22 protein-coding genes are annotated in these 23891 nt (G+C 73.7%); 4 read left to right on the top strand and 18 right to left on the bottom strand.

Translation table 11 applies throughout. The annotated features are described in order from the left end of the window. Positions 1-7: 7 nt before the first annotated feature. The 3 genes from ACSNN7_RS13735 to ACSNN7_RS13725 form a co-directional block, all read right to left on the bottom strand. On the bottom strand, positions 8-736 hold the full coding sequence (locus ACSNN7_RS13735) for a hypothetical protein (protein ID WP_436681126.1): 729 nt from the start codon (positions 734-736) through the stop codon (positions 8-10). Positions 737-830: 94 nt separating this feature from the next. Further along, positions 831-1394 (bottom strand): peptide deformylase, encoded by a 564-nt coding sequence (locus tag ACSNN7_RS13730; protein ID WP_436681125.1) that lies wholly within the window; start codon positions 1392-1394, stop codon positions 831-833. After that, the gene (locus ACSNN7_RS13725) at positions 1391-1903 is read right to left on the bottom strand and encodes a glycine cleavage system protein R (protein WP_436681124.1); all 513 of its coding nucleotides are present in this window, start codon (positions 1901-1903) and stop codon (positions 1391-1393) included. Before ACSNN7_RS13725 ends, ACSNN7_RS13730 begins: the two co-directional genes overlap by 4 nt. 96 nt (positions 1904-1999) lie before the next feature. On the opposite strand from ACSNN7_RS13725, the gene ACSNN7_RS13720 reads away from it, so the two are divergent. Beyond that, complete coding sequence (locus ACSNN7_RS13720) at positions 2000-2905, top strand: A/G-specific adenine glycosylase (protein WP_436681123.1); 906 nt, start codon at positions 2000-2002, stop codon at positions 2903-2905. A gap of 200 nt (positions 2906-3105) precedes the next feature. Here ACSNN7_RS13720 and ACSNN7_RS13715 read toward each other — a convergent pair whose 3' ends face one another. The 3 genes from ACSNN7_RS13715 to lysS all read right to left on the bottom strand — a co-directional run bounded on the left by ACSNN7_RS13715 (position 3106) and on the right by lysS (position 8131). Then, positions 3106-5637, bottom strand: coding sequence for an ATP-dependent Clp protease ATP-binding subunit (locus ACSNN7_RS13715; protein WP_358003506.1), 2532 nt, complete (start codon positions 5635-5637; stop codon positions 3106-3108). 527 nt (positions 5638-6164) lie between these two features. Beyond that, entirely contained in the window at positions 6165-6515 is a 351-nt protein-coding gene (locus ACSNN7_RS13710; RefSeq protein WP_172894171.1) for a histone-like nucleoid-structuring protein Lsr2, read from the bottom strand. A 107-nt stretch (positions 6516-6622) separates the two neighbouring features. After that, positions 6623-8131 (bottom strand): lysine--tRNA ligase, encoded by a 1509-nt coding sequence (gene lysS, locus ACSNN7_RS13705; protein ID WP_436681122.1) that lies wholly within the window; start codon positions 8129-8131, stop codon positions 6623-6625. Between the two features lie 91 nt (positions 8132-8222). Here lysS and ACSNN7_RS13700 point away from each other — a divergent pair, with 91 nt between their 5' ends. Next, complete coding sequence (locus ACSNN7_RS13700) at positions 8223-8963, top strand: class I SAM-dependent methyltransferase (protein ID WP_436681121.1); 741 nt, start codon at positions 8223-8225, stop codon at positions 8961-8963. A 36-nt stretch (positions 8964-8999) separates the two neighbouring features. Here ACSNN7_RS13700 and ACSNN7_RS13695 read toward each other — a convergent pair whose 3' ends face one another. The 8 genes from ACSNN7_RS13695 to ACSNN7_RS13660 form a co-directional block, all read right to left on the bottom strand. Next, positions 9000-9758, bottom strand: a complete 759-nt coding sequence (locus tag ACSNN7_RS13695; protein WP_436681120.1) for a type III pantothenate kinase — start codon at positions 9756-9758, stop codon at positions 9000-9002. A 77-nt stretch (positions 9759-9835) separates the two neighbouring features. Beyond that, positions 9836-10732 (bottom strand): carboxylating nicotinate-nucleotide diphosphorylase, encoded by an 897-nt coding sequence (nadC, locus tag ACSNN7_RS13690; protein ID WP_436681119.1) that lies wholly within the window; start codon positions 10730-10732, stop codon positions 9836-9838. A gap of 34 nt (positions 10733-10766) precedes the next feature. Then, positions 10767-12461 carry an L-aspartate oxidase gene (locus ACSNN7_RS13685; RefSeq protein ID WP_436681118.1) on the bottom strand — a complete coding sequence of 565 codons (1695 nt, stop codon included), beginning with the start codon at positions 12459-12461 and terminating at the stop codon, positions 10767-10769. 76 nt (positions 12462-12537) lie between these two features. After that, positions 12538-13431 carry a septum formation family protein gene (locus tag ACSNN7_RS13680; protein WP_436681117.1) on the bottom strand — a complete coding sequence of 298 codons (894 nt, stop codon included), beginning with the start codon at positions 13429-13431 and terminating at the stop codon, positions 12538-12540. A gap of 89 nt (positions 13432-13520) precedes the next feature. Then, complete coding sequence (gene panD / locus ACSNN7_RS13675; RefSeq protein ID WP_179802157.1) at positions 13521-13946, bottom strand: aspartate 1-decarboxylase; 426 nt, start codon at positions 13944-13946, stop codon at positions 13521-13523. 34 nt (positions 13947-13980) lie between these two features. Beyond that, on the bottom strand, positions 13981-14829 hold the full coding sequence (panC, locus tag ACSNN7_RS13670; protein WP_436681116.1) for a pantoate--beta-alanine ligase: 849 nt from the start codon (positions 14827-14829) through the stop codon (positions 13981-13983). A 49-nt stretch (positions 14830-14878) separates the two neighbouring features. Then, positions 14879-15856 carry a Rossmann-like and DUF2520 domain-containing protein gene (locus ACSNN7_RS13665; RefSeq protein WP_436681115.1) on the bottom strand — a complete coding sequence of 326 codons (978 nt, stop codon included), beginning with the start codon at positions 15854-15856 and terminating at the stop codon, positions 14879-14881. A 243-nt stretch (positions 15857-16099) separates the two neighbouring features. Beyond that, a complete protein-coding gene (locus ACSNN7_RS13660; protein WP_436681114.1) occupies positions 16100-17377 on the bottom strand; it encodes a phytase in 1278 nt (425 codons plus the stop codon). A 46-nt stretch (positions 17378-17423) separates the two neighbouring features. Between ACSNN7_RS13660 and ACSNN7_RS13655 the strand changes: the two genes are divergently transcribed. Both ACSNN7_RS13655 and ACSNN7_RS13650 read left to right on the top strand, forming a co-directional pair. Further along, positions 17424-18500 (top strand): SAM-dependent methyltransferase, encoded by a 1077-nt coding sequence (locus ACSNN7_RS13655; protein ID WP_436681135.1) that lies wholly within the window; start codon positions 17424-17426, stop codon positions 18498-18500. Next, positions 18497-19666: an NADH-quinone oxidoreductase subunit D gene (locus tag ACSNN7_RS13650; protein ID WP_436681113.1), complete on the top strand. Its 1170-nt coding sequence runs from the start codon at positions 18497-18499 to the stop codon at positions 19664-19666. Before ACSNN7_RS13655 ends, ACSNN7_RS13650 begins: the two co-directional genes overlap by 4 nt. Positions 19667-19686: 20 nt before the next feature. On the opposite strand, the gene ACSNN7_RS13645 is transcribed toward ACSNN7_RS13650, so the two are convergent. From ACSNN7_RS13645 to ACSNN7_RS13630, 4 genes are all read right to left on the bottom strand, one after another. Beyond that, complete coding sequence (locus ACSNN7_RS13645) at positions 19687-21177, bottom strand: hypothetical protein (protein WP_436681112.1); 1491 nt, start codon at positions 21175-21177, stop codon at positions 19687-19689. 119 nt (positions 21178-21296) lie between these two features. After that, the gene (locus tag ACSNN7_RS13640) at positions 21297-22301 is read right to left on the bottom strand and encodes a glycine betaine ABC transporter substrate-binding protein (protein ID WP_436681111.1); all 1005 of its coding nucleotides are present in this window, start codon (positions 22299-22301) and stop codon (positions 21297-21299) included. Positions 22302-22457: 156 nt separating this feature from the next. Then, entirely contained in the window at positions 22458-23207 is a 750-nt protein-coding gene (locus ACSNN7_RS13635; RefSeq protein ID WP_436681134.1) for an ABC transporter permease, read from the bottom strand. Continuing rightward, on the bottom strand, positions 23204-23890 hold the full coding sequence (locus ACSNN7_RS13630) for an ABC transporter permease (protein WP_436681110.1): 687 nt from the start codon (positions 23888-23890) through the stop codon (positions 23204-23206). The genes ACSNN7_RS13635 and ACSNN7_RS13630 overlap by 4 nt, the downstream gene beginning before the upstream one ends. Between the last annotated feature and the right edge of the window lies 1 nt (position 23891).

Raw genomic sequence — 23891 nt, 5'->3', positions numbered from 1 at the left:
GTGCCGGTCAGTCCGTGATGACCAGCTTCACGGGCTCGCTGAGCTTGGTGCCGACCCGGGCGATGACCTGGTACGTCCCGGCGGGCGGCAGCGGCCCGGCGGCCACCCCGCCGGCGCACCGGCTGACGTCCTTGCCGTTCCAGGTCAGCTGGTACGAGCGCTCGAAGCCCGGGGTGAACGACTGCACATCCGAGCCCTTGCCGGTGCCGCAGGTGTCCGACGACCAGACCTTCTCCGCACCCCGCTTGACGTAGAGCTCCTGCAGGTCGGCCCCGACGTCGCGGCTGCAGGTCCGCTGGGCGGTGTTCTTGACCCGCAGCGTCAGGTCGACCAGGGCACCCCGGCGCACCTCGGACGGGAGCGCCTGCGACGTCACGCTGAGCTCGGCGTCCGTGCAGGTGCCGTCGTCGACCACGGCCGGGTTGGCGGGCGCGACGGGCGGCGCGGCCGGCGGCGCGGTGGTCGTACCCGGGTCACCGGCCGGACCGCCCCCGGCGTCCGGCGCCGCCGGCGTGCCCGACGGCGCGGCGGACTCGGACGCGGGCGCCGGCCCGGTCGGCGACGGATCGACGGCCTGCGACGTCGGGGTGGACTTCGCCCCCGGTGTCGTGGCCGTGTCCCCCGACTGGTTGCAGGAATAGAGCAGGACAATCAGGAAGAGAAGCCCCGCTCCGAGTACGACGGCGCGACGCCGCCAGTACACGGCGGATGGCAGGGGACCGACCGTCAGACGCATGATGCCCTCACCGTAGCGGCGCACCGCGCTCCGACCCGTCGCGACGCGCCGGACACCGCTTCACTCTCCACTCACGACAGACGGCGGCGGCCGGTCACAGGTAGACCTTGCGCTGGTAGATCGCGTGCGCCCCGGCGACCCGGTCCAGGAAGAGCAGCCCCGTGCAGTGATCGATCTCGTGTTGCAGCGCGCGCGCCTCGAAGCCGTCGGTGACCAGCCGCACCGGCTTCCCGGTGCCGGGCAGCTCGCCCTCCACCACCAGCCGGCTGGCCCGCTTCACGTCCCCGGTCAGGTCCGGCACCGACATGCAGCCCTCCCGCCCCGGCTTCCACCGGCTCGCCTCCACCACGCGGGCGTTGCAGAGCACGAAGGTGCCGTGCACGGTGACCGCCTTCGGGTGCCCGGTGACGTCGACGGCGAAGACCTGCGCGCCCACCCCCACCTGCGGGGCGGCCAGCCCCACGCAGCCCGGCGAGACCCGCATGGTGGCGATCAGGTCGGCGGCCAGCTGGACGGTCTCCGCCGCGGTGGGGTCGACCGTGCCGCCCGGGCGGCTCAGCACCGGGTGCGGAGCGGCGACCACCTGGCGTACCTCGCCGGGCACGGCCAGCGCCTCCGGAGTCCAGTCGCCGAGGCCCGCGTACTCCTCCTCGCTCACAGCAGATCCGGGTCGGCGGGCCGCAGGGACACCTCGACGCCCAGCTCGGCTGCGGTGGCCGCGAGGCGGCCGGCCAGCTCGTCCGCGGTACCCGGCGGCAGGTCCACCTCGGCCACCACCACGTAGAGCGAACCGGCGAGCCGGGTGCTCAGGTCCGTGACGTTGCCGCCTGCGTCCGCGAGCACCCGGGTCATCGCCGCCACGATGCCCATCCGGTCCGCGCCGTGCACCGCCATCACGTACGGCTCCCCGGCCCGCGCCGCCACCCCGTCGGGCGTGACCGCGCGTACGGTGGCCAGCAGCTGGCCGTCGGCGGCGAGCGGCGCCAGGGCGGCCTCGACCTCGGCGGCGGCCGGGCCGACGCAGATCAGGGTCATCGCGAAGTGACCACGAAGCCGGGTCATGGTGGAGTCGGTGAGGTTCGCGCCGAGCCGGGCGAGCACCTCGGCGACGTCGGCCACGATGCCGGGCCGGTCCCGGCCGATGACGGTGATCGCGAGCTCGTTCATCCGGGCATTCTCCCCGATCCGCACCGGCTCGCTGCGTCGGCCCGCCCGGCCCGCCCATCCTGCGGGACCGTCCCGCGTGACATCATCGGCGGCGCGATGACTGAACCGACTTTCGCCACCCTGGTCAGCCGGTGGTACGAGGAGAACGCCCGCGACCTGCCCTGGCGCGAGCCCGGCATCGGCGCCTGGGCGATCCTGGTCAGCGAGGTGATGCTCCAGCAGACCCCGGTGGTGCGGGTGCTCCCCGCCTGGCACGCCTGGCTGACCCGCTGGCCGGACCCGGCCGCGCTGGCCGCCGACACGCCCGCCGAGGCGATCCGGATGTGGGGGCGGCTCGGCTACCCCCGTCGGGCGGTACGGCTGCGCGACTGCGCGGTGGCGATCGTGGAACGGCACGGCGGCGAGGTCCCCGACAAACTGGACCAACTGCTGGCGCTGCCCGGCGTCGGCACGTACACCGCGCGGGCGGTGGCGGCCTTCGCGTACGGGCAGCGGCACCCGGTGGTGGACACCAACGTCCGGCGGGTGGTGTCCCGGGCGATCGTCGGCGAACCGGACGCCGGACCGGCCACCCGCCCGGCCGACCTGGTCGCCTGCGAGGAACTGCTGCCGATCGAGCCCGCCGCCGCCGCGCTGGCCAGTGCGGCGTTCATGGAGCTGGGCGCGGTGGTCTGCACCGCCCGCTCGCCGCGCTGCCCGGTCTGCCCCGTCGAGCCGGTCTGCGCCTGGCGGGCCTCCGGCCAGGAGACGCCCGCCGGCCCGACCCGGCGCCCCCAGCGGTACGCCGGCACCGACCGGCAGGTGCGCGGGCTGCTGCTCGGGGTGCTCCGGGAGGCCACCGGCCCGGTCCCGCACCAGCGGCTGGACCAGGTCTGGGCCGACGACGTGCAGCGGGCCCGGGCGCTGGCCGGACTGGTCACTGACGGCCTGGTGGAACCGGTCGGCGAGGCCGCCTTCCGGCTGGCCGGCGACGGCCCGGCCACCCCGATCCCCCTCCCCTGACCGTCCCTGACCGTCGGCCCGGGGCCGGGCCTCGCTCTCGACCCCCGGTTTGCGGTGTGCCGGGGTGACCGACGCCCGGGACACCCCGACACGCCGCAAAGCGTGCCGATCACGTGGGCCGAGGGTGCGCAGGGCACGGCAAAAGGCGGCGGGCCCGGAGGCTTTCGCCGTCCGGGGCCGCCGCCCTCGTGCTGTCGTCCTTACTCGTCCGCCCCCGCGGTGGCCGCGCCACCGAGGTCGGCCGGAACGGCGTCCGGCACCTCGGCCGGCCGGTCCGAGCCGCGGAAGACCAGCTTGGACTTGTCGATGTTCTCCGGGTCGCCCTCGCAGTCCACCACCACGATCTGACCCGGGGTCAGCTCGTTGAAGAGGATCCGCTCCGAGAGGTTGTCCTCGATGTCGCGCTGAATCGTGCGACGCAGCGGACGGGCGCCCAGCACCGGGTCGAAGCCCTTCTTCGCCAGGTACTTCTTGGCGTTGTCGGTCAGCTCCAGGCCCATGTCCTTGTTGCGCAGCTGGGTCTCGATCCGGGCGATCATGATGTCCACGATCGAGAGGATCTCGTTCTGCCGCAGCTGGTGGAAGACGATGGTGTCGTCGATCCGGTTCAGGAACTCAGGCCGGAAGTGCTGCTTGAGCTCGTCGTTGACCTTCTGCTTCATCCGGTCGTAGTTCGACTCGGAGTCCTCGGACGCCTGGAAGCCCAGCGACACCGCCTTGGCGACGTCACGCGTACCGAGGTTGGTGGTCAGGATGATGACCGTGTTCTTGAAGTCCACGATCCGACCCTGACCGTCGGTGAGCCGACCGTCCTCCAGGATCTGGAGCAGCGTGTTGAACACGTCCGGGTGGGCCTTCTCGATCTCGTCGAAGAGGACCACCGAGAACGGCCGACGCCGCACCTTCTCGGTCAGCTGACCACCCTCGTCGTACCCGACGTAGCCGGGAGGGGCACCCACCAGCCGGGAGACCGTGTAGCGGTCGTGGAACTCGGACATGTCCAGCTGGATGAGGGCGTCCTCGCTGCCGAACAGGAACTCGGCCAGCGCCTTGGAGAGCTCGGTCTTACCCACGCCGGACGGGCCGGCGAAGATGAACGAGCCGGACGGACGCTTCGGGTCCTTCAGGCCGGCCCGGGTACGCCGGATCGCCTTCGAGACCGCCTTGACCGCGTCCTCCTGGCCGATGACGCGCTTGTGCAGCTCGTCCTCCATGCGCAGCAGGCGCGAGGTCTCCTCCTCGGTCAGCTTGTAGACCGGGATACCGGTCCAGTTGCCGAGCACCTCGGCGATCTGCTCGTCGTCGACCTCGCTGACGACGTCCAGGTCACCGGCCTTCCACTCCTTCTCCCGCTGCGCCTTCTGACCGAGGAGCTGCTTCTCCTTGTCACGCAGCTGGGCGGCGCGCTCGAAGTCCTGCGCGTCGATCGCGGACTCCTTGTCGCGGCGCACCTGGGCGATGCGCTCGTCGAAGTCGCGCAGGTCTGGCGGCGCGGTCATCCGACGGATCCGCATCCGGGCACCGGCCTCGTCGATCAGGTCGATCGCCTTGTCCGGCAGGAAGCGGTCCGAGATGTACCGGTCGGCCAGCGTCGCGGCGGCGACGAGAGCGGCGTCGGTGATCGAGACCCGGTGGTGCGCCTCGTACCGGTCGCGCAGGCCCTTGAGGATCTCGATGGTGTGGGCCAGCGACGGCTCACCCACCTGGATCGGCTGGAAGCGGCGCTCGAGAGCGGCGTCCTTCTCCAGGTGCTTGCGGTACTCGTCGAGGGTCGTCGCACCGATGGTCTGCAGCTCGCCACGGGCCAGCATCGGCTTGAGGATGCTCGCCGCGTCGATCGCGCCCTCGGCGGCACCCGCACCCACCAGGGTGTGGATCTCGTCGATGAACAGGATGATGTCGCCGCGGGTGCGGATCTCCTTGAGCACCTTCTTGAGGCGCTCCTCGAAGTCACCGCGGTAGCGGGAACCCGCGACCAGGGCGCCGAGGTCCAGCGTGTAGAGCTGCTTGTCCTTCAGCGTCTCGGGCACCTCGCCCTTGATGATCTTCTGGGACAGCCCCTCCACCACGGCGGTCTTGCCGACGCCGGGCTCACCGATCAGGACCGGGTTGTTCTTGGTACGGCGGGAGAGCACCTGCATGACCCGCTCGATTTCCTTCTCGCGCCCGATGACCGGGTCGAGCTTGCCCTCGCGGGCGGCCTGGGTCAGGTTGCGGCCGAACTGGTCCAGCACGAGGCTGGTCGACGGCGCGGCCTCACCCGGCGCGGCGCCCGCCGCGGCCGGCTCCTTGCCCTGGTAGCCGGAGAGCAGCTGGATCACCTGCTGGCGGACCCGGTTGAGGTCCGCACCGAGCTTGACCAGCACCTGGGCGGCGACGCCCTCACCCTCGCGGATCAGACCGAGCAGGATGTGCTCCGTGCCGATGTAGTTGTGGCCGAGCTGCAGCGCCTCGCGCAGCGACAGCTCCAGCACCTTCTTGGCCCGCGGCGTGAACGGGATGTGCCCGCTCGGCGCCTGCTGGCCCTGGCCGATGATCTCCTCGACCTGCTGGCGGACGCCCTCGAGGGAGATGCCGAGGCTCTCCAGGGCCTTTGCCGCGACGCCTTCACCTTCGTGGATCAGGCCCAGCAGGATGTGCTCCGTACCGATGTAGTTGTGGTTGAGCATCCGGGCCTCTTCTTGGGCCAGGACGACAACCCGTCGCGCTCGGTCGGTGAACCGCTCGAACATGCCCTCGTGCTCCTCACGTGCCGTGCGCCTTGATGTTCAAGATCTTGGCGGGGCCGGTGCTCGGACGTCCGGGACGGGCGTCCGTGCCTCCTTACTCTATCGCCGCTGACCGACTCCGCTGAGGTCGTGTGTCCCCGCGAGGAGCCGTTCTGACGTCGTTTTGACCAACCATCCGCGCTCAGGAGGTGTTCCGGGACCCCTGCCTGTACGCGCAGAGCGAAATTCGCCGTGGGTGCGGAAGCTCCCGACGGACCGGTGGCTCGTCCACAGGCTGTGGACAGATTCTCCACCGCCTGTGGACAACGCCGCCCTCGGCGGGAACCTTCCCGGCCGTCCCGACCCGCCCCGCAGGCCCACGGAGGCACGGCCCGGGGCCGGCCCGCCGACCCGGCCGCAACCTCGTCGACCCCTCGAACCCCATCGGCCACCTCCGCCCCACGGGTCGCCCTGAAAAGACGGCGACGCCGGCCCGGAGTCGTGCTCCGGCCCGGCGTCGTGTCGCCCTGGGTGTCGCCCTGGCGCTGGTGTCAGTGACCGGCCTTCGAGTGGTACTCGTCGACGATCTCCTGCGGGATGCGTCCCCGGTCGGAGATCTCCTTGCCCGACTTCTTGGCCCAGGCCCGGATCGCCTTGTTCTGCTCGCGGTCGGCCGTGGCGCCGCCCCGGCCCCGCGCCGCCCGGCCACCCACGACCACACCGCCGCGACCGACCCGGGTGCCCGCCGCCACGTACGGCGCGAATACGTCGCGCAATTTCTCGGCGTTGGAGTTCGACAGGTCGATCTCGTACTGAACGCCGTCGAGGGCGAACTTGACGGTCTCGTCCGCGTCCCCGCCGTCCAGGTCATCGACCAGCTTGTGAATGATCTGCTTGGCCACGTCCCACATTCCTTTCGAGCAGGGTGCTCCTGCAATAGGAGCACAATAACCCGCGCGGCGCTCGACCCGTCAATAGGATGCGGTAACGACCCGGAGAAGCTTCCGAGTCACTCCGGGCGGACCAACGGGAAGAGGATGGTCTCCCGAATTCCGAGGCCGGTCAGCGCCATCAGAAGCCGGTCGATTCCCATTCCCATACCGCCCGCCGGGGGCATTCCGTACTCCATCGCACGCAGAAAGTCCTCGTCGAGCCGCATGGCCTCGTCGTCGCCGCGGGCGGCCAGCTGCGCCTGCGCCACCAGCCGCTCCCGCTGCACCACCGGGTCGACCAGCTCGGAGTACGCCGTACCCAGCTCGAAGCCGAGCACGTAGAGGTCCCACTTCTCGGCCAGCCCCGGCTCGCTGCGGTGCGCCCGGGTCAGCGGGCTGGTCTCCTCCGGGTAATCGCGGACGAAGGTGGGGGCCTGCAGGCCCGGCACGACCAGCTCCTCGAACAGCTCCTCGGCCAGCTTGCCCGGGCCCCACTTCGGGTCCACGGCGAGCCCGACCTTGTCGGCGTACTCCACCAGACGGGACCGCTCGGTGCGGACCGTGACCTCTTCGCCCAAGGCCTCGGAAAGCACCCCGAAGAGCGTCACCGAGCGCCACTCGCCGCCCAGGTCGAAGTCGCTGCCGTCGGCGTGGGTCACCACGGTCGAGCCGCTGACCGCGATCGCCGCCTGCTGCACCAGATTGCGGGTCAGCTCGGCCATCGTGTCGTAGTCGCCGTAGGCCTGGTAGGCCTCCAGCATCGCGAACTCCGGGGAGTGCGAGGAGTCGACGCCCTCATTACGGAAGTTACGGTTGATCTCGAAGACCCGGTCGACGCCGCCGACCACGGCCCGCTTGAGAAACAGTTCCGGCGCGATTCGCAGATACAGATCGGTGTTCAACGCATTGCTGTGGGTCACGAATGGCCGGGCCGCCGCCCCGCCGTGCAGCAACTGCAGCATCGGGGTCTCGACCTCGATGAATCCCTCACCGTGCAGGGAATCGCGGAGGCTGCGTACCGCCGCCGCCCGGGTACGCACCATCTGCCGGGCCTGCGGACGGACCACCAGGTCCACGTAACGCTGGCGGACCCGGGCCTCCTCGCTCAGCGGCTTGTGCGCCACCGGCAGCGGGCGCAGCGCCTTCGCGGTGACCGCCCACTCCCGCGCCAGCACGGACAGCTCACCCCGGCGGCTGGTGATCACCTCACCGGTCACGCCGACGTGGTCGCCGAGGTCGACCAGGCGCTTCCAGTCCTCCAGCCGCTCCGCCCCGACCCGGTCCAGGGAGAGCATCGCCTGCAGTTCGGTGCCGTCGCCGTCGCGCAGGGTCGCGAAGCAGAGCTTGCCGGTGTTCCGCACGAAGATCACCCGGCCGGTAACCGAGACCTCGTCGCCGGTCGCGGTGTCGGTGGGCAGCTCGGCGTACTTCGCGCGGATCTCGGCCAGCGTGCTGGTCCGGGGGAAACCGACGGGGTACGGCTCGACGCCCTCGGCGAGCATCCGGTCCCGCTTCTCCCGGCGGACCTTCATCTGCTCGGGAAGGTCGTCGGCGGGGTCCACTGGCACGGCGTTCTGCTCGGTCACGGCACTCTTCCTCAGAAGGGAGATATCGGCGGGGTCAGCCCCCGAGCGTACTCAAGCGCCCAGGTCGTCGTTACGGGATAACCTGCCGCCCATGACCGATCCCACTCATGCCTTGTCGTTCGGGGCCGCCGCGGCCGACTACGACCGGTTCCGGCCCCGCTATCCGCAGGCCGCCGTCGAATGGGCGCTGGAAGGCCTCGGCGCGCCGGCCCGGGTGGTCGACCTCGGCGCGGGCACCGGGATCCTCAGCCGGGCGATCCTCGACCTGGGCCACGAGGTGCGGCCGGTGGAGCCCGACGCGGGGATGCGCGCCCAGTTGGCCGCCGCCACCCCCGGCACCACCGCCGTGGCCGGCAGCGCGGAGTCGGTGCCGCTGCCGGACGGGGCGGCCGACGCGGTCCTGGTGGGGCAGGCGTACCACTGGTTCGACCGGGAGCGGGCGCACGCCGAGATCGCCCGGGTGCTCCGGCCGGGCGGGACCTTCGCCCCGATCTGGAACGTCCGGGACGAACGCGCGGACTGGGTGGCCGAGCTGGGCCGGATCGCCCACCTCGGCGACACCGGCGACGACCTGACCGGCCGGGTACGCGACTTCGGCCCGGCCTTCGGCGCCGTCGAACTCGGCGAGTTCACCCACCGCGCCACCCTCACCCCGGACGAGGTGATCGGCATGATCAGAACCCGCTCGTACCACCTCACCTCGGCGCCCCGCCAGCAGCGACGGGTCGAGGGGGAGTTGCGGGAACTGCTCGCCGGCCACCCGGGCCTGGCCGGCCGGGAGACGGTCGAACTGCCGTACCGGACGCTGGTCTTCCGGGCCCGGCGGCGCTGAGCCCCGCGCGGCGTCCGACCACGGCGGCGGCCGGGTTCAGACGTTGCGCTCGTAGACCATCCGCAGGCCGATCAGGGTGATCATCGGCTCGTGGTGGGTGATGGTGCGGCACTCCCCGATCACCACCGAGGCCAGCCCGCCGGTGGCGATCACGGCCTTCACCTCGCCCAGTTCCTCGGTCATCCGCTCGACGATCCGGTCGACCTGGCCGGCGAAGCCGAAGTAGAGGCCGCTCTGCAGGCACTCGACCGTGTTCTTGCCGATCACCGACCGGGGCTTCGTCGCCTCCACCTTGCGCAGCTGCGCCGCCCGCGCGGCCAGCGCGTCGAAGGAGATCTCGATGCCCGGGGCGAAGGCGCCGCCCAGGAACTCGCCCCGGCCGCTGATCACGTCGAAGTTCGTGGTGGTGCCGAAGTCGACCACGATCGAGGGACCGCCGTAGAGGGTGTACGCGGCCAGGGTGTTGACCACCCGGTCCGAGCCGACCTCCTTGGGGTTGTCGATCGCGAGCTGGACGCCGGTCCGCACCCCCGGCTCGACGATCACGCTGGGCAGGTCGGCGTAGTAGCGGGCCAGCATGGACCGCAGCGAGCGCAGCGCCGCCGGGACCGTGGAGCAGGCGGCCACCCCGGTGATCTCCACCGCGTCACCGGCGAGCAGCCCCCGGAACATCAGACCCAGCTCGTCCGCCGTGGACCGGGCGTCGGTCTTGATCCGCCACGAGTGCACCAGCTTCTCGCCGTCGAAGGTCGCCAGCACGGTGTTGGTGTTTCCGATGTCGATGCAGAGCAGCACACGCGCAGCCTAGACGCCGCCCGGCACGTCGAACCCGCCGAGCCGCCGGCCGACCGGCCCGGGCCACCGCGCCGAGCTCACCCGGTGCGCAGGTCCAACGCGATGTCCAGGATCGGCGAGGAGTGGGTCAGCGCGCCGACCGACAGGAAGTCCACGCCGGTGGCCGCGTACTCGGCCGCCACCGCCAGGGTGAGCCCGCCGGTCGCCTCCAGCTCGGCCCGGTCACCCACCCGGGCGACCACCTCGCGCAGCGTCTCCGGGGCCATGTTGTCCAGCAGCAGGAAGTCCGCGCCGGCCTCCACCGCCTCCACCGCCTCGGCGACGGTGTCGACCTCCACCTGCACCGGCACGTCCGGGAACGCCTCCCGGACCCGCCGGAAGGCGGACGCGATGCCCCCCGCGGCGAACTTGTGGTTGTCCTTGATCATGGCGACGTCGTGCAGGCCCATCCGCTTGTTCGTGCCGCCGCCGGCCCGCACCGCGTACTTCTCCAGGGCGCGCAGGCCCGGCGTGGTCTTGCGGGTGTCCAGCACCATCGCCTTCGTCCCGGCCAGGGCGTCGGCCCAGGCCCGGGTGTGGGTGGCCACCCCGGACATCCGGCTGAGCAGGTTGAGCGCCGACCGCTCGGCGGTGAGCAGCAGCCGGGTCGGGCCGGTCACCGTGGCCAGCACGTCGCCGCGCGCCACCCGCTGCCCGTCGTGCGCCACCAGCGACACCTCGACGGTACGGTCCGACCCGGTCACCTCGCCGACCAGCTCGAAGGCCGCGGCGGCCACGGCCAGCCCGGCCACCACGCCGTCTGCCCGGGCGACCACGTCGGCGGTGTCGGTCTGCGCGTCGGGGATCGTGGCCACGCTGGTCACGTCGAGGAAGTCCGGTCCGAGGTCCTCGGCGAACGCCCCCACGACGACCGCCCGCACCTGCGCCGGGTCCAGGCCACCGGCTCGCAACGCCCGCTCCGTCGACTCCCTCACCACGACTCCTCAGCTCTCGACTGCGACGCTCTACTCACGCCGACGGCTCCCACCGGGACGCCAACCGGCCCTGCGCACCGACCGCGCCCACCAGGTGGCCCCGCCACTTCTCGTCGGCCGTCGGGAAGTCCTCCCGCCAGTGGGCCCCCCGGGTCTCCTGGCGGGCGTACGCGGCGGCGACCAGAGTGGACGCCACCGTGATCAGGTTCGTCGCCTCCCAGTCGGCGGTACGCGGCCTGCCCCGGCCCAGGCCCAGCTCGCCCAGGGTGGCGGCGGTCCCGGTCAGCGTCTGCGCCGACCGCAGCACGCCCGCGCCCCGGCTCATCGCCCGTTGCAGGGCGGACGTGCCCTCGGCCGGCACCACCCAGCCCTCGCCGCCCACCCACGCGCCGGTCTCCGCCGGGCGGGCCTGCTCGGGCAGCCCGGCGGCGATGTCCTCGGCGATCCGGCGGGAGAAGACCAACCCCTCCAGCAGCGAGTTGCTGGCCAGCCGGTTGGCGCCGTGCACGCCGGTGCAGGCGACCTCGCCGCAGGCGTACAGGCCGGGAATGGAGGTGCGGCCGTGCAGGTCGGTGCGGACGCCGCCGGAGGCGTAGTGCGCGGCCGGGGCGACCGGGATCAGGTCGGTGGCCGGGTCCACGCCGATCGCCAGGCACGAGGCGACGATGGTGGGGAACCGCCCGGCGAGGAAGTCCCCGCCCAGGTGGCGTGCGTCGAGCCAGACGTGGTCCGCGCCGGTGGCCAGCAGCACCCGGTGGATGCCCTTGGCCACCACGTCCCGGGGGGCCAGCTCGGCCAGCTCGTGCTGGCCGACCATGAACCGCTTGCCGTCGCCGTCGACCAGGTGGGCGCCCTCGCCGCGCAGCGCCTCGGAGACCAGCGGCTGCTGGGCCAGCCCGGCGCCGGGCACCCGGGCCGCCTCCGGCACGATCAGCGCCGTCGGGTGGAACTGGACGAACTCCACGTCGGTGACCGCCGCACCGGCCCGCATGGCCAGGGCCACCCCGTCACCGGTGGAGACGGCCGGGTTGGTGGTGGCCGCGAAGACCTGCCCCATCCCGCCGGTGGCCAGCACCACCGCCCGGGCCAGCAATGCGCCGACGCCGTCCTCGCTGCCCTCGCCGAGCACGTGCAGGGTGATGCCGCAGGCCGGGCCGAGCGAGTCCGGGCCGTCGCCGGGGGCGCGCAGCAGGTCCAGCACCAGGGCGTGCTCGACCAGCCGGATCCACGGGTCGCGGCGGACCGCCGCGTGCAGCGCCCGCTGCACCTCGGCACCGGTGGCGTCGCCGCCGGCGTGCACGATCCGGTCCGCCCGGTGCCCGCCCTCGCGGGTCAGCATCAGCGAGCCGTCGGGGTTGCGGTCGAACTCCGCGCCGATGCGCATCAGCTCGCGGAGCCGGGTCGGCCCCTCCTCGACCAGCACCCGCACCGCCGCCGGGTCGCAGAGGCCGACGCCGGCGACCTCGGTGTCGTAGGCGTGCGCGCCGGGGGTGTCCGTCGGGGCGAGCACGGCGGCGATGCCACCCTGCGCCCACCGGGTGGAGCCCTCGTCGATGTTGACCTTCGTAACCACGGTGACATGCAGCCCGGCCTCGCGCAGGTGCAGCGCGGCGGTGAGCCCGGCGACCCCGGAACCGACCACGATCACGTCGGTGGTCTCCACCCAGCCGGGCGCGGGCGCGGCCAGCAGTCTGGGCAGGGCCGGCAGGTCGACGGTCGGAAGGTCCATGAACACAGTCAACCCGAAGGGCCCTCGTCCCGGGCGGCGGGGGCACGACGAGTGGTATGGGCTACGGCGTCCCGAGCTACCTGGTCCGGACGGGCAGGCCGGCCGGGCCGGCGCCCTTCAGGGACCTGGTCACCGTCCGGTCGCTGAGCCACAGGTGGCAGCGGACGCCCCGGTCGCCGGCCCGCCAGCGACCGGCGCCCGGCGGCCGGACCACCACGCCGCTGCGGAAGCGCAGGTCGGCATCGTCCGGCACGCCGACGTACCGGGCCAGGACGCTGCGGCAGCCGGCGTAGAGCGGCAGCCAGTCGGCGTCCCGGGTCGGGTACGGACGGTCCGGCGCCTTCCACACCCCGACGAACTCGGCGTCGTGCGCGGTGCCGCACTCGGCCGGGAGCAGCACCTGCACGCCCCGGCCGGGGCCGCTGCCGGTGCGCTGGCAGCCCAGGCGCAGCGGCGACGGGCCCTTCAACGCGTCGCGCAGGCTGCCGACGCGGGTCACCACCACGGCCGCCGCCTCGACGGTGGTCAGCTCGCTCAGGTCGCAGCGGTACCAGCGGGAGCCGGCCGCCCAGCCCGGCTCGGTGGGCAGCGCCACGGCCAGCCGCAGCCGCCCGGCGCGCCAGTCGTCGCCGACGTACCCGGTCGCCTTCGCGTCGCACTCGGCGAAGGCGCCCCGCAGGTCGGGCGAACCGGTGGCCGGCGGATCCGCCCGGCCGGCCGGGAAGGCCCCCACGTGCACCGTCTCCACCCGGTGCGGCACCGCGCAGTCCACCGGCGCGTACGCCTCCAGCGCCACGGTGTCGGTGAAGTCGCCGACCTGGCAACCGGCCTCGGGCGTGAACGGCCCGGGAGCCGCCAGGGCAGCCCAGTCGTCGGTCAGGTCACCGTCGAGGCCGCCGGTGCCCGCGCACCCGGCCAGCAGGGCCCCCGCGACCAACGCGGCGACCAGGGTCGACATCGCACGGCGCATCGCGGCCTCCCCCAGCCGACGACCGTCGATTCCGACGGCCCGCTCAGGGTAACCAACAATGACCTTCCGGTGACAGACCGGAAGTGCGTTCAGCCCACCACGGCCAGCGGGCTGGGGGTGGGGTCACCGGCGGTGCCGGGGGCCACGGCGGCCGGGTCGGCGCCCAGGTCGACGACCTTGTTGTCGGCGTCGACGTGCACCACCCGGGGCCGGTAGGAGCGCGCCTCGGCGTCGTCCATCTGACCGTACGAGATGAGGATGACCAGGTCGCCGGGGTGCACCAGGTGCGCCGCCGCGCCGTTGATGCCGATCACCCCGCTGCCGCGCTCGCCCGGGATGACGTACGTCTCCAGCCGGGCACCGTTGGTCACGTCCACGATCGCCACCTGCTCGCCGGGGAGCAGGTCGGCCGCGTCGAGCAGATCCTGGTCCACGGTCACCGAGCCGACGTAGTGCAGGTCCGCCTGGGTCACCGTGGCCCGGTGGATTTTCGACTTGAGCATGGTCCGGAACATCGGGGTGCCTTTCCGCAGGTGTGGTGGTGGGTGGTCAGGCGCCGGGCGCGAGTCGGATCGCCATGTTGTCGATCAGGCGGGTGTCGCCCACCCAGGCCGCGACCAGCAGCCGGGCCGGGCCGGACACCGGGCCCGGCTCCAGGTCCGGGTCGGTGAGCACCAGGTAGTCCAGGCGAGCGTCCGCCCCCGCCGTGGCGAACGCCCGGTGCGCGGCGGCCAGCACGGCCCCGGCGTCGTGGCCCTGCTCGGCGGCGGTGGCGCCGGCCCGCAGCGCGGCCGACAGGCTCAGCGCGGTCCGCCGCTGCTCCGGGGTCAGATAGCGGTTACGGCTGGACAGGGCCAGGCCGTCCGGTTCGCGGACGGTCGGCACGCCGACCACCTCGACCGGTACGTCCAGGTCCCGGGCCATCCGCCGGACCAGCGTGAGCTGCTGGTAGTCCTTCTCGCCGAAGAAGGCGAGATCGGGGCGGGTGAGCTGGAGCAGCTTCATGACCACGGTCAGCACCCCGTGGAAGAAGCCCGGCCGGCTCTGCCCCTCCAGGTCCTCGCCGAGCTGCCCCGGGTTCACCCGGACCGCCGGCTGCCCGTCCGGGTACATGTCCGACACCGAGGGCGCGAACACCACGTCGGCGCCCGCCCGGCGGCAGATCCCCAGGTCGGCGTCGAGGGTGCGCGGGTAGCGGTCGAAGTCCTCGTTCGGGCCGAACTGCAACGGGTTGACGAAGATCGTCACCAGCACGTGGTCGGCCTGCTCCCGGGCCGCCCGCAGCAGCGTCTCGTGCCCCGAGTGCAGCGCGCCCATGGTCATCACGACGCCCACGGTGCCCTTGAGTCCGTCCCGCGCCGCTGCCAGCTCGGCACGGGTGTGCACCAGCTCCGTCACTGCTCCACCTCGGTTCGCGTCCGCGGGGCCGGCAAGATCGACCCACTCCTCACGCTGCCACCTCCCGATGGATCCCGGCCAGCACGTCGAGCAAGGACTCCGCGTCCACCGGCCGCAGCCGGCCGGCGGCGATCGCCCGGTCCGCGCTCCGTCGTGCCAACGCCAGGTAGGGGGCGACGGATTCCGGGGCGGTCTCCGCCAGCCGGGCCAGGTGCCGGCGCACCGTACCGGCGTCGCCCCGGGACACCGGGCCGGTCAGCGCGTCGTCGCCGAGCCGCAGCGCGTTCTCCAGCGCCGCCCGCAGCAGGGGGGCCAGCACCTTCTCGGGCTGGGCCACCCCGGCGTCGCGCAGCCGGTCGGCCGCCTCGTTGACCAGGGTCACCAGGTGGTTCGCGCCGTGCGCCAGCGCCGCGTGGTAGAGCACGCGGTCCGTCTCGCCGACCCACTCCGGCACCCCGCCGAGGTCGGCGACGAGCCGGGCGGCGAGCGGGCGCAGCTCCGCCGGGGCGGTCACCCCGTACGAGATGCCGGCCAACCGGCCGAGGTCGTCCGGCGTACCGGTGAAGGTCATCGCCGGGTGCAGCGCCAGCGGGCGGGCACCGACGGCGGCGGCCGGGGCCAGCACGGCCAGGCCGTGCGCGCCGGAGGTGTGCGCGACCACCTGGCCGGGGTGCAGCGCCCCCGTCTCGGCGAGCCCGGCGACCACGCCGGCCAGCGCGTCGTCGGGGACGGCGATCAGCAGCAGGTCGGTGGCGGCGCGCGCGACCGAGGTGGCCGAGCGGTTGCGGGCACCCGGCAGCAGCAGTGCGATGCGGGCCTTCGCGGCCCCGGAGACACCGGAGGCGGCGACCACCCGGTGGCCGGCGGCGACGAGCGCCGCGCCCAGCACGGCACCGACCCGGCCGGCGCCGATGACACCGACGGTCAGGGTGCGGGGGAAGGCGAGCGGGGCGCCGGCAGGGGCGCCGCCCGCGGGTACGGCGGCCTCACGCGGGGCGGCCGGACGCGGGCGCAGCGGTGCGCTCATGGCAACGATCCAGTCCTCGAAGGGGGTACCGGTCGACCGCAAGTATGCGCTGGGGTTACGGAGCCTGAACAAGGATGTGTGAAAACCTTCACCGGCCGGTGGGCGGGCGGTTCCGGCGCGGCGCGGACCATCCGCCGCCGTTGAAGTGCCGCCCCTGCCGGTCCGTCCGATCGGACGGTACGGACCCGCAGGGGCGGCTGGACCGGACCGCCCGCCCCGGCGCCGGCGACCCGGTCGTGGGCCTCAGCCGCGGGCGCGCAGGAAGCCGGCGTCGACGAACTTGAAGTCGGTGTCCGGACGGGCCTCGCCGTCTCCACCGGTGGTCTCCGGGGTGTTCCGGCCGTCGTGCACCACCAGCAGTCCGCCGGGGAAGCCCGGCAGCGGGGTGGCGGTCACGGCCGCGCCGTCGCACTCCTGGGCCCCGTCCACGCGGCCGTCGACCACCGCGAAGCGGCCCGTCGGCCGGTCGGTGCGCCGGTCGTACGTGTAGAAGGTGTCGTCGCCCTGGCTGGAGACGATGAGGGTGCCGGAGAACCGCCCGGTCCGGTGGATGGTCAGCCCCTCCACGTCCTGGGCGATCCGGCCGCCGAAGCCGGGGTCGGCGTCGTTATCGGTCACGCAGTCGTCCTGCTCGGGGTCGAAGACCGCCGGAACGCCGTACTCGCGGACCCGCTCGACCGGCGTCAGGCCACCGACGAACCGGCCGCCCGCCAGGCGGGTACGCCACAGCCCGACCTTCTCCTGGGCCAGGTGCACCACCCCGGTCGCCGGGTCGACCACGGTACCCTCCACCTGGGGTCCGTCGCCCGGGTCGGTGCACGGCGACCAGCGGGCGCCGTTCGGCAGGATGAACGTCGACGGCAGGGTCAGCCGGTCCACCCGCCGGTAGCTGACCGTGTCGCCCGTGGCGACCAGCCGGAACAGCCCCACCTCCGGGGTGCTGCGCCGGCTGACCACCGCGTACGCGGTGCCGTCGACGTCGGTGAAGGTGCCCAGCCCGTACGCGGTGCGCTGCTCGTCCACCTCCGCCTGGTCCGCGCTGAAGGCGAACGGCACGTCCGCCGCGGTGACGTCGGTCAGCAGCCGGGTACGCGGGTCGATCCGGTAGAAGCGGAGCTGGTCCCGGCCCCGGTCGGTGACCACGGCCAGGTCGGTGGCACGACCGGCCAGCCGGAACCCGGAGACCAGGTCGACGTTGTTGAACCGGCCGGACTCGTGCTCCGGGCCGGGCGCCGGCGGGGTGGGGATGCGCTGGCGCTCCCGGGCCCGCAGGTCGTACACCCGCAGGCCGCCGTTCTTCGCGGTGGCCACCACCAGGCTGCCCGCCCGGTCCGTCGGGTGCACCCAGATCGCCGGGTCGTCGGCGTCGGCGTCACCACCGGCCTCGTCGTCGAAGAGGGAGGGGGTCTCGGCCACCGCGCGGACCTCGCGGAGCCCGTCGCCGGTCGGGGCCGCGACAGCGGGGACGGCGGCCAGCACCATCGGCACGACCGCCAGGGCGGGGATGAACAGTCGTCTCATACCGGCTGACCGTAGGGTCGGCACGGTGACGCACCCTGAACGCGGCATGAACTCGATGCGCTGGCGGGACGCGATGGAGGTCGCCCTCTACGGCCCGGCCGGCTTCTTCGTCGCCGGGGCCGGACCCGCCGCCCACTTCCGCACCAGCGTGCACGCCTCCGGCGTCCTCGCCACCGCCCTGTCCCGCCTGGTCGAGCAGACCGACGCCGCCCTGGACCGGCCCGACCGGCTGGACGTGGTGGACGTGGGCGCCGGCCGGGGCGAGCTGCTGCGCGCCCTCGCCCGGGCCCTGGGGGCCGACGGGGACGCCACCGGACGACCCCCGGAAATCCGCACCGCCCCGGCCGCCGCCGCGCGGTCACCCGCCGCGCCGATGCCGCTCGCCCACCGGGTACGGCTCACCGCCGTCGAGCGGGCACCCCGCCCCGACGACCTGCCCGCCGGGATCGACTGGCGCGACGAGATCCCTGACGGTGTCACCGGCCTCCTGGTCGCCACCGAGTGGCTGGACAACGTCCCGCTCGACGTCGCGGTGCCCGACAGGGACGGCTGGCGGTACCTGCTGGTCGACCCGGCGACCGGCGAGGAGTCGGTCGGCGACCCGGTGGACGCCGCCGACCTCGCCTGGCTGGAGCGCTGGTGGCCCGCCCCGGCGGACGGCACGCGGGCGGAGATCGGCCGCACCCGGGACGACGCCTGGGCCGCCGCGGTCGGGAAGGTCAGCCGGGGGCTCGCGGTCACCGTCGACTACGGACACCTGCGGGAGCAGCGGCCGGTGGACGGCACGCTGACCGGGTACCGCGCCGGCCGGCAGGTGCCGCCGGTGCCCGACGGCTCCCGCGACGTCACCGCGCACGTCGCCGTGGACTCCGTCGCCGCCGCCGGTGGGCGGGTCGCGCGGTGCGCGTACACGCTGGGATCGCAGCGGGAGGCGCTGCGCGCGCTCGGGGCCGACGGCGGCCGGCCGCCACTGAGCCTGGCCTCCCGCGACCCGGCCGGCTACCTGCGGGCACTGGCCGCCGCCTCGGCGGTGGCCGAGCTGACCGACCCGGCCGGCCTCGGCGGGCACTGGTGGCTGCGGCAACCGGTCGGCGTCGACCCGGCGGCGTTCATGGCACGATGACGGACATGACCACGGACGCCGGCGACCTCCGCGAGCTGACCGTCGGCACCGGCGCGGGCGGCGAGCAGCTCGGCGCCGACATGGTGCTCAACATCGGCCCGCAGCACCCGTCGACGCACGGGGTGCTCCGGCTCCGGCTGGTGCTCGACGGCGAACGGGTCGTCGCGGCCGAGCCGATCGTCGGCTACATGCACCGGGGCGCCGAGAAGCTCTTCGAGGTCCGCGACTACCGGCAGATCATCGTGCTGGCCAACCGGCACGACTGGCTGTCGGCGTTCTCCAACGAGCTGGGCGTGGTGCTCGCCGTCGAACGGCTGATGGGCATGGAGGTGCCCGAGCGGGCCACCTGGCTGCGGATGGCCCTCGCCGAGCTGAACCGGGTGCTCAACCACCTGATGTTCCTCGGCTCGTACCCGCTGGAGATCGGCGCGATCACCCCGGTCTTCTATGCGTTCCGCGAGCGGGAGACCCTCCAGGCGGTGATGGAGGAAGTCTCCGGCGGCCGGATCCACTACATGTTCAACCGGGTCGGCGGCCTCAAGGAGGAGGTGCCCGCCGGCTGGACCGGCCGGGCCCGCGCCGCGATCGGCGAGGTGCGCCGCCGGATGCCCGACCTGGACCGGCTCATCCGGCGCAACGAGATCTTCCTGGCCCGTACCGTCGGGGTGGGCGTGCTCTCCGCCGCCGACGCCGCCGCCTTCGGCGCGTCCGGGCCCGTCGCCCGCGCCTCCGGCCTCGACCTCGACCTGCGCCGCGACGAGCCGTACCTGGCCTACGACGAGTTGGACGTGCCGGTGGTCACCCGCACCGCCGGGGACTGCCACGCCCGCTTCGAGGTGCTGCTCGACCAGGTGTACGCCTCACTCGACCTCGCCGAGCAGTGCCTGGACCGGGTCGACCGGCTGACCGGGCCGGTGAACACCCGACTGCCCAAGGTGGTCAAGGCCCCCGAGGGGCACACCTACGCCTGGACCGAGAACCCGCTCGGCATCAACGGCTACTACCTGGTGTCCCGGGGCGAGAAAACCCCGTGGCGGCTCAAGCTGCGCACCGCGTCGTACGCGAACGTGCAGGCGCTGGCCAGCCTGCTCCCCGGCACCCTGGTGCCCGACCTGATCGCCATCCTCGGCTCGATGTTCTTCGTGGTCGGCGACATCGACAAATGACCGGCGGCTGACCGGGCGGATCAGCGCCAGCGGCCACCGGCGCGCGGCGAGTCGTCCTGCGGCGGGTGGCCGTACCGCTGCTCACCGTCCCACTGCCGGCGGGCGCGCGGCTCCGGCTCGGCCGACCGCCACGAGTCGGCTGGCTCCCGCTGGGCGGGCGGTCGCCACTGCTCGGCCGGCCGGTCGCCCCACGACTGCTCGGCGGGCTGCTGGCCCCGCGCCGGCCCGCGCCACTCGTGCGGCACCGGCACCCCGCCGGCCGGCAGCGCCGGATGCTCCTCCGGCTCGACCCAACCGCCGCCGCCCCACTGCTCGGCGGATCGCCGGGGCTCGTCGTGGCGGACCGACGCCCACCGGTCCTGCACGCGAAACTCGGCGCCGTCGGCGTGCAGTTCCGCCCGGCGCTCACCGACCCGGACCTCGCGGCCCCGCCCGTCGTCGCGGACCTCGGCCCACCGGTCGCCGGCGCGCACCCCGGACCAGCCCTCCTCCGCCGGGTACGACCCGCCCGCCCAGGACTGGTCGGCGCGGTCGTCGCCGGCGCCCGGCCAGGACCGCTCCTCCGGCTGGCCGCCGGACCAGGGCCGCTCCTCGCGCTGACCGCCGGACCAGGACCGCTCCTCGCGCTGACCGCCCGCGCGTTCGTCGCGCTGACCCGGCCAGCCCCGCTCCGGCTCGGCCCGCTCCGACCAGGAGTTCTCCGCCTCCGCGCCGCCCCAGGACGACTCCTCCGCGGCCGGGGACCAACGGCCGCCGTACCCGCCGTAGGCGTTGCCGACCGCCGGGTCCGCCCCGTCGACCACGGTGTGCCGGGTGGTCACGTGGACGGTCTCGGTGTGCCGCACCACGGGACGGCCGCTCGGCTCCGCCGCGGCCGCCGCGCCCCGCGCCTCGCGGGCCCCGCCGTACACGCCGGCCTGACCGGCGGCGGGACGCTCCCCGCCGTACCGGCGGCCGGCCGGCTCCTCGTCGTCCCGGTCGGTGGCCGCGCGCCCCCAGGACGCCGGGGCCTCCTCCGGCGCGGCGGCCCGCCGGCGCCCACCGGACGGGCGGTCGTGCGCCTCCGGGGCGGGCACCCGGGCCCGGCCGGCGCCGGCCGGCTCCTCGGCGACCGCCCCGGTGATCCCGACGGCCGCGGCGATGCCGGCCGCCGCCGTGTCCAGCCGGCGGCGCAGCGCGGCGACCTGGTCCTCGACCCGCTGGGACTGGTCGAGCGCCTGGTTGCCGCGCTGGGCGGCGGCCACGATCTCGGCCCGCAGCTCCCGGCGCAACTGTTCCAGCTCGTCGAGGAACTCCTCGCCGCGCGGCTGGCCGCCGTCGGCCCGCAGCGCGATGGACAGACCGATCAGGACCACGGCCATGATGGCCAGTACGGCGGCGAACCGGAGCGGACCGTTGCCGTCGGCGATCAGCAGGATCAGCGCCGCGATGGGCGCGATCGCCACACCGATCCAGAACAGGACGGTCAGCAGCTGGGGGTTGTACTTTTCGGGCGCGACCGGGGCGGGCATGGCTGTGCAGCCTACCGAGAGATGGTGTGCCTGGGAACGGTCCCGAGGACCGATCGCGACGTCGAAAAGGGGTATGGCCGGGCGCGGCCGGCGACGTGCCGCCGCGCCCGGATCCGTGGTCAGCTGGTGGCGAGCGCGCCGTCGGAGGAGAAGACCAGACCGACGCTGGCGGTGCCGGTCTTCAGCGCGTTCTTGGTCTGCGGACCACCGGCGTCCAACGAGCTGAACGAGCCGGCCTTGAAGTTGTAGACCTGCACCAGACCGGCCTGGCACTTCGGCCGCTGCGGGCACTCCGGCGGGCCGGCCAGCACCGTCGCCGAGCCGGAGCACTTGGCCGCCAGGTCGGAGAGCGTCGTGAGGCCGTACTTGTCGGCGAACGCCTTGGTGACGGCGAAGGCGTTCTGGTCCTGGGCGGCGGCGGGCGCGCCGAAGGTGATGCCCACCTTGTCCCCGGCGGCCTTCAGCGCGGTGACGGTCTTCTCGAGTTCGGGCGAGGAGACCGCGGCGGCGTTCTGGCCGTTGGCCTTGGTGTTGAGGAACTCGGCCATGGTCGCCGCGTACTCCGGGACGACCTGGATCTCGCCCTTCTCCAGGGCCGGCTCGTAGAGCTCGCGGTTGCCGATCTGCTGCACCGTGACCTGGTAGCCGGCCGTGGTGAGGGCGATCTTGTACAGCTCGGCCAGGGTCTGGCTCTCGCTGAAGTTGCCGGCGCCGACCACGATCTTGCCGCCGGGGCCCTTGGCGATGCCGGTGGTGAGGTCGTTGGCCGAGGCGAACTCCTCGGCGGCGGCCTTCGGGCTCTTGCGGTCGACGTCGACCGCCTTGTTGAGCGCGATCAGCTTCGGCGTGTCCAGCGCCGCGGAGACCTTGTCCAGCGCGGTGAGCAGCTGCGGGTTGGCCGCGTCGGCGTTGACCGCCGGGATGATGTTGTCGGTGTTCTGGAGCTTCTTGTCGTCCGCCAGGACGACCAGCTGGTCGCCGGCGACGGGGGCACATCCGGCCCCGCTCGCGCCCTGCTCGGGTGCGTCCGTGCCGGAGGACCCCTCGTCCCCGCAGCCGGTGAGCAGACCCGCCACGGTGAGCGCACCGATCGCGCCGACCGCCAGTCGTGTCCGTACGCGCATGATCGCGCCCGCCTTCCGTGTCCCGGCGCGACCCGAGGTGGGCCGGCCGCGTGTCCGACGGGCGATCCGATCGGCCGCCCGCGCCTCCAGCCAATATCCTCCGAGCCCGACCGACAAATTTCGGGCGGGGTTCGTCACCGGATCGTCACCGATGGCTCAATTTCCGGTTACCGCAGCGGCCGCCCGGCGGGCTGCCCGGCGCCGCACCCGGCGCAGCGGGCGCGGCGTGACGACCCGCTCGACCAGCGCCAGCACCCCCTCCACCAGCAGCGCCAGCCCCGCCACCAGCACACCGCCGGCGATGATCTGCCCGCCGCCGGCCGCGATGTCCAGCCCGAAGCCGGCCCGGATGATCTGGCCGAGCCCGCCGCCGTTGACGAACGAGGCGAGCGCCGCGGTGGCGACCACCTGCACCGCGGCGGTCCGGAATCCGGCCGCCAGGTAGGGCACCGACAGCGGCAGCTCCACCCGGCGCAGCACCTGGCCCCCGGAGAGCCCCATCCCCCGGGCCGCGTCCCGGGCCTCCGGGTCGGCCTGCCGCACCCCCGTGTACGCGTTGGCCAGCAGCGGCGGTACCGCGAAGACGGCCAGCGCCGCCACCACGGCCGGCCGGCCGAAGCCGAGGAAGGTCAGCGGCAGGATGGTCAACAGCGCCAGGGTGGGGATCGCCAGCGTGACGTTGGAGATCAGCAGGACCAGGCCGCCGCCCCGGCCGGTGTGCCCCAGCCAGAGCCCGATCGGCCAGGCCACCAGGCAGCCCAGCAGCACCGCGGCGGCGGAGATGCTCAGGTGCTCACCGAGCCGGTCCAGGATGCCGCCCGGATTGGTCCAGTTCAGCGGGTCGTTGAGCCAGACCACCGCCTGCTGGACGGGATTCGTGTCCGCCCTGGCCTGCGCGCCGGTCATCCGGTCCGCCCGCGCAGCCACGGCGTGAGCAACCGGCCCACCCCGGCGAGGATCAGGTCCAGCACCAGCGCGAGCAGGACGCAGAGCAGCGTCCCGGTCATGATCTGGGCCTTGTAGAAGTTGTTCTGGAAGCCGGCGAAGATGAGCTGCCCCAGCCCGCCGCGCCCGACCACCACCCCGACCGTGACCAGGGCGACCGTCGAGACGGTGGCCAGCCGCACCCCGGTGAGGATGCCAGGCAGGGCCAGCGGCAGGTCGATCCGGAACAGCCGCGCCCAGCGGCCGTACCCCATGCCCTCGGCCGCGTCGCGCACCTCGGGAGGCACCTGGTTCAGCCCGGCCACCGCGTTGCGCACGATCACCAGCAGCGCGTACAGCACCACCACGGTGAGCACGGTGATCGCGCCGATGCCCAGGTAGGGGGCGATGAAGGCGAACAGTGCCAGCGACGGGACGGTGTACAGCACGCCGGTGAGCGCGAGGATCGGGCCGGCGAGGGACCGGAACCAGTACGCCGCCACCGCCAGCGGCAGGGCCACCAGGGCGGCGATGAGCACCGCCCGGGCGGTCAGCGAGGCGTGTTCGCGCAGCGCGGCGAGGATCGTGTCAGAGTTGTCCCGCACGTACTGCCAGGAGAACCACGGGTTACCCGGGTCGGCCCGGAAACTGAGGTGGAGGGACACA

The organism is Micromonospora sp. URMC 105 (genome assembly GCF_051386295.1).
Classification (GTDB): Bacteria; Actinomycetota; Actinomycetes; order Mycobacteriales; family Micromonosporaceae; genus Micromonospora.
This window is presented reverse-complemented; position numbering and strand designations above follow the sequence as displayed.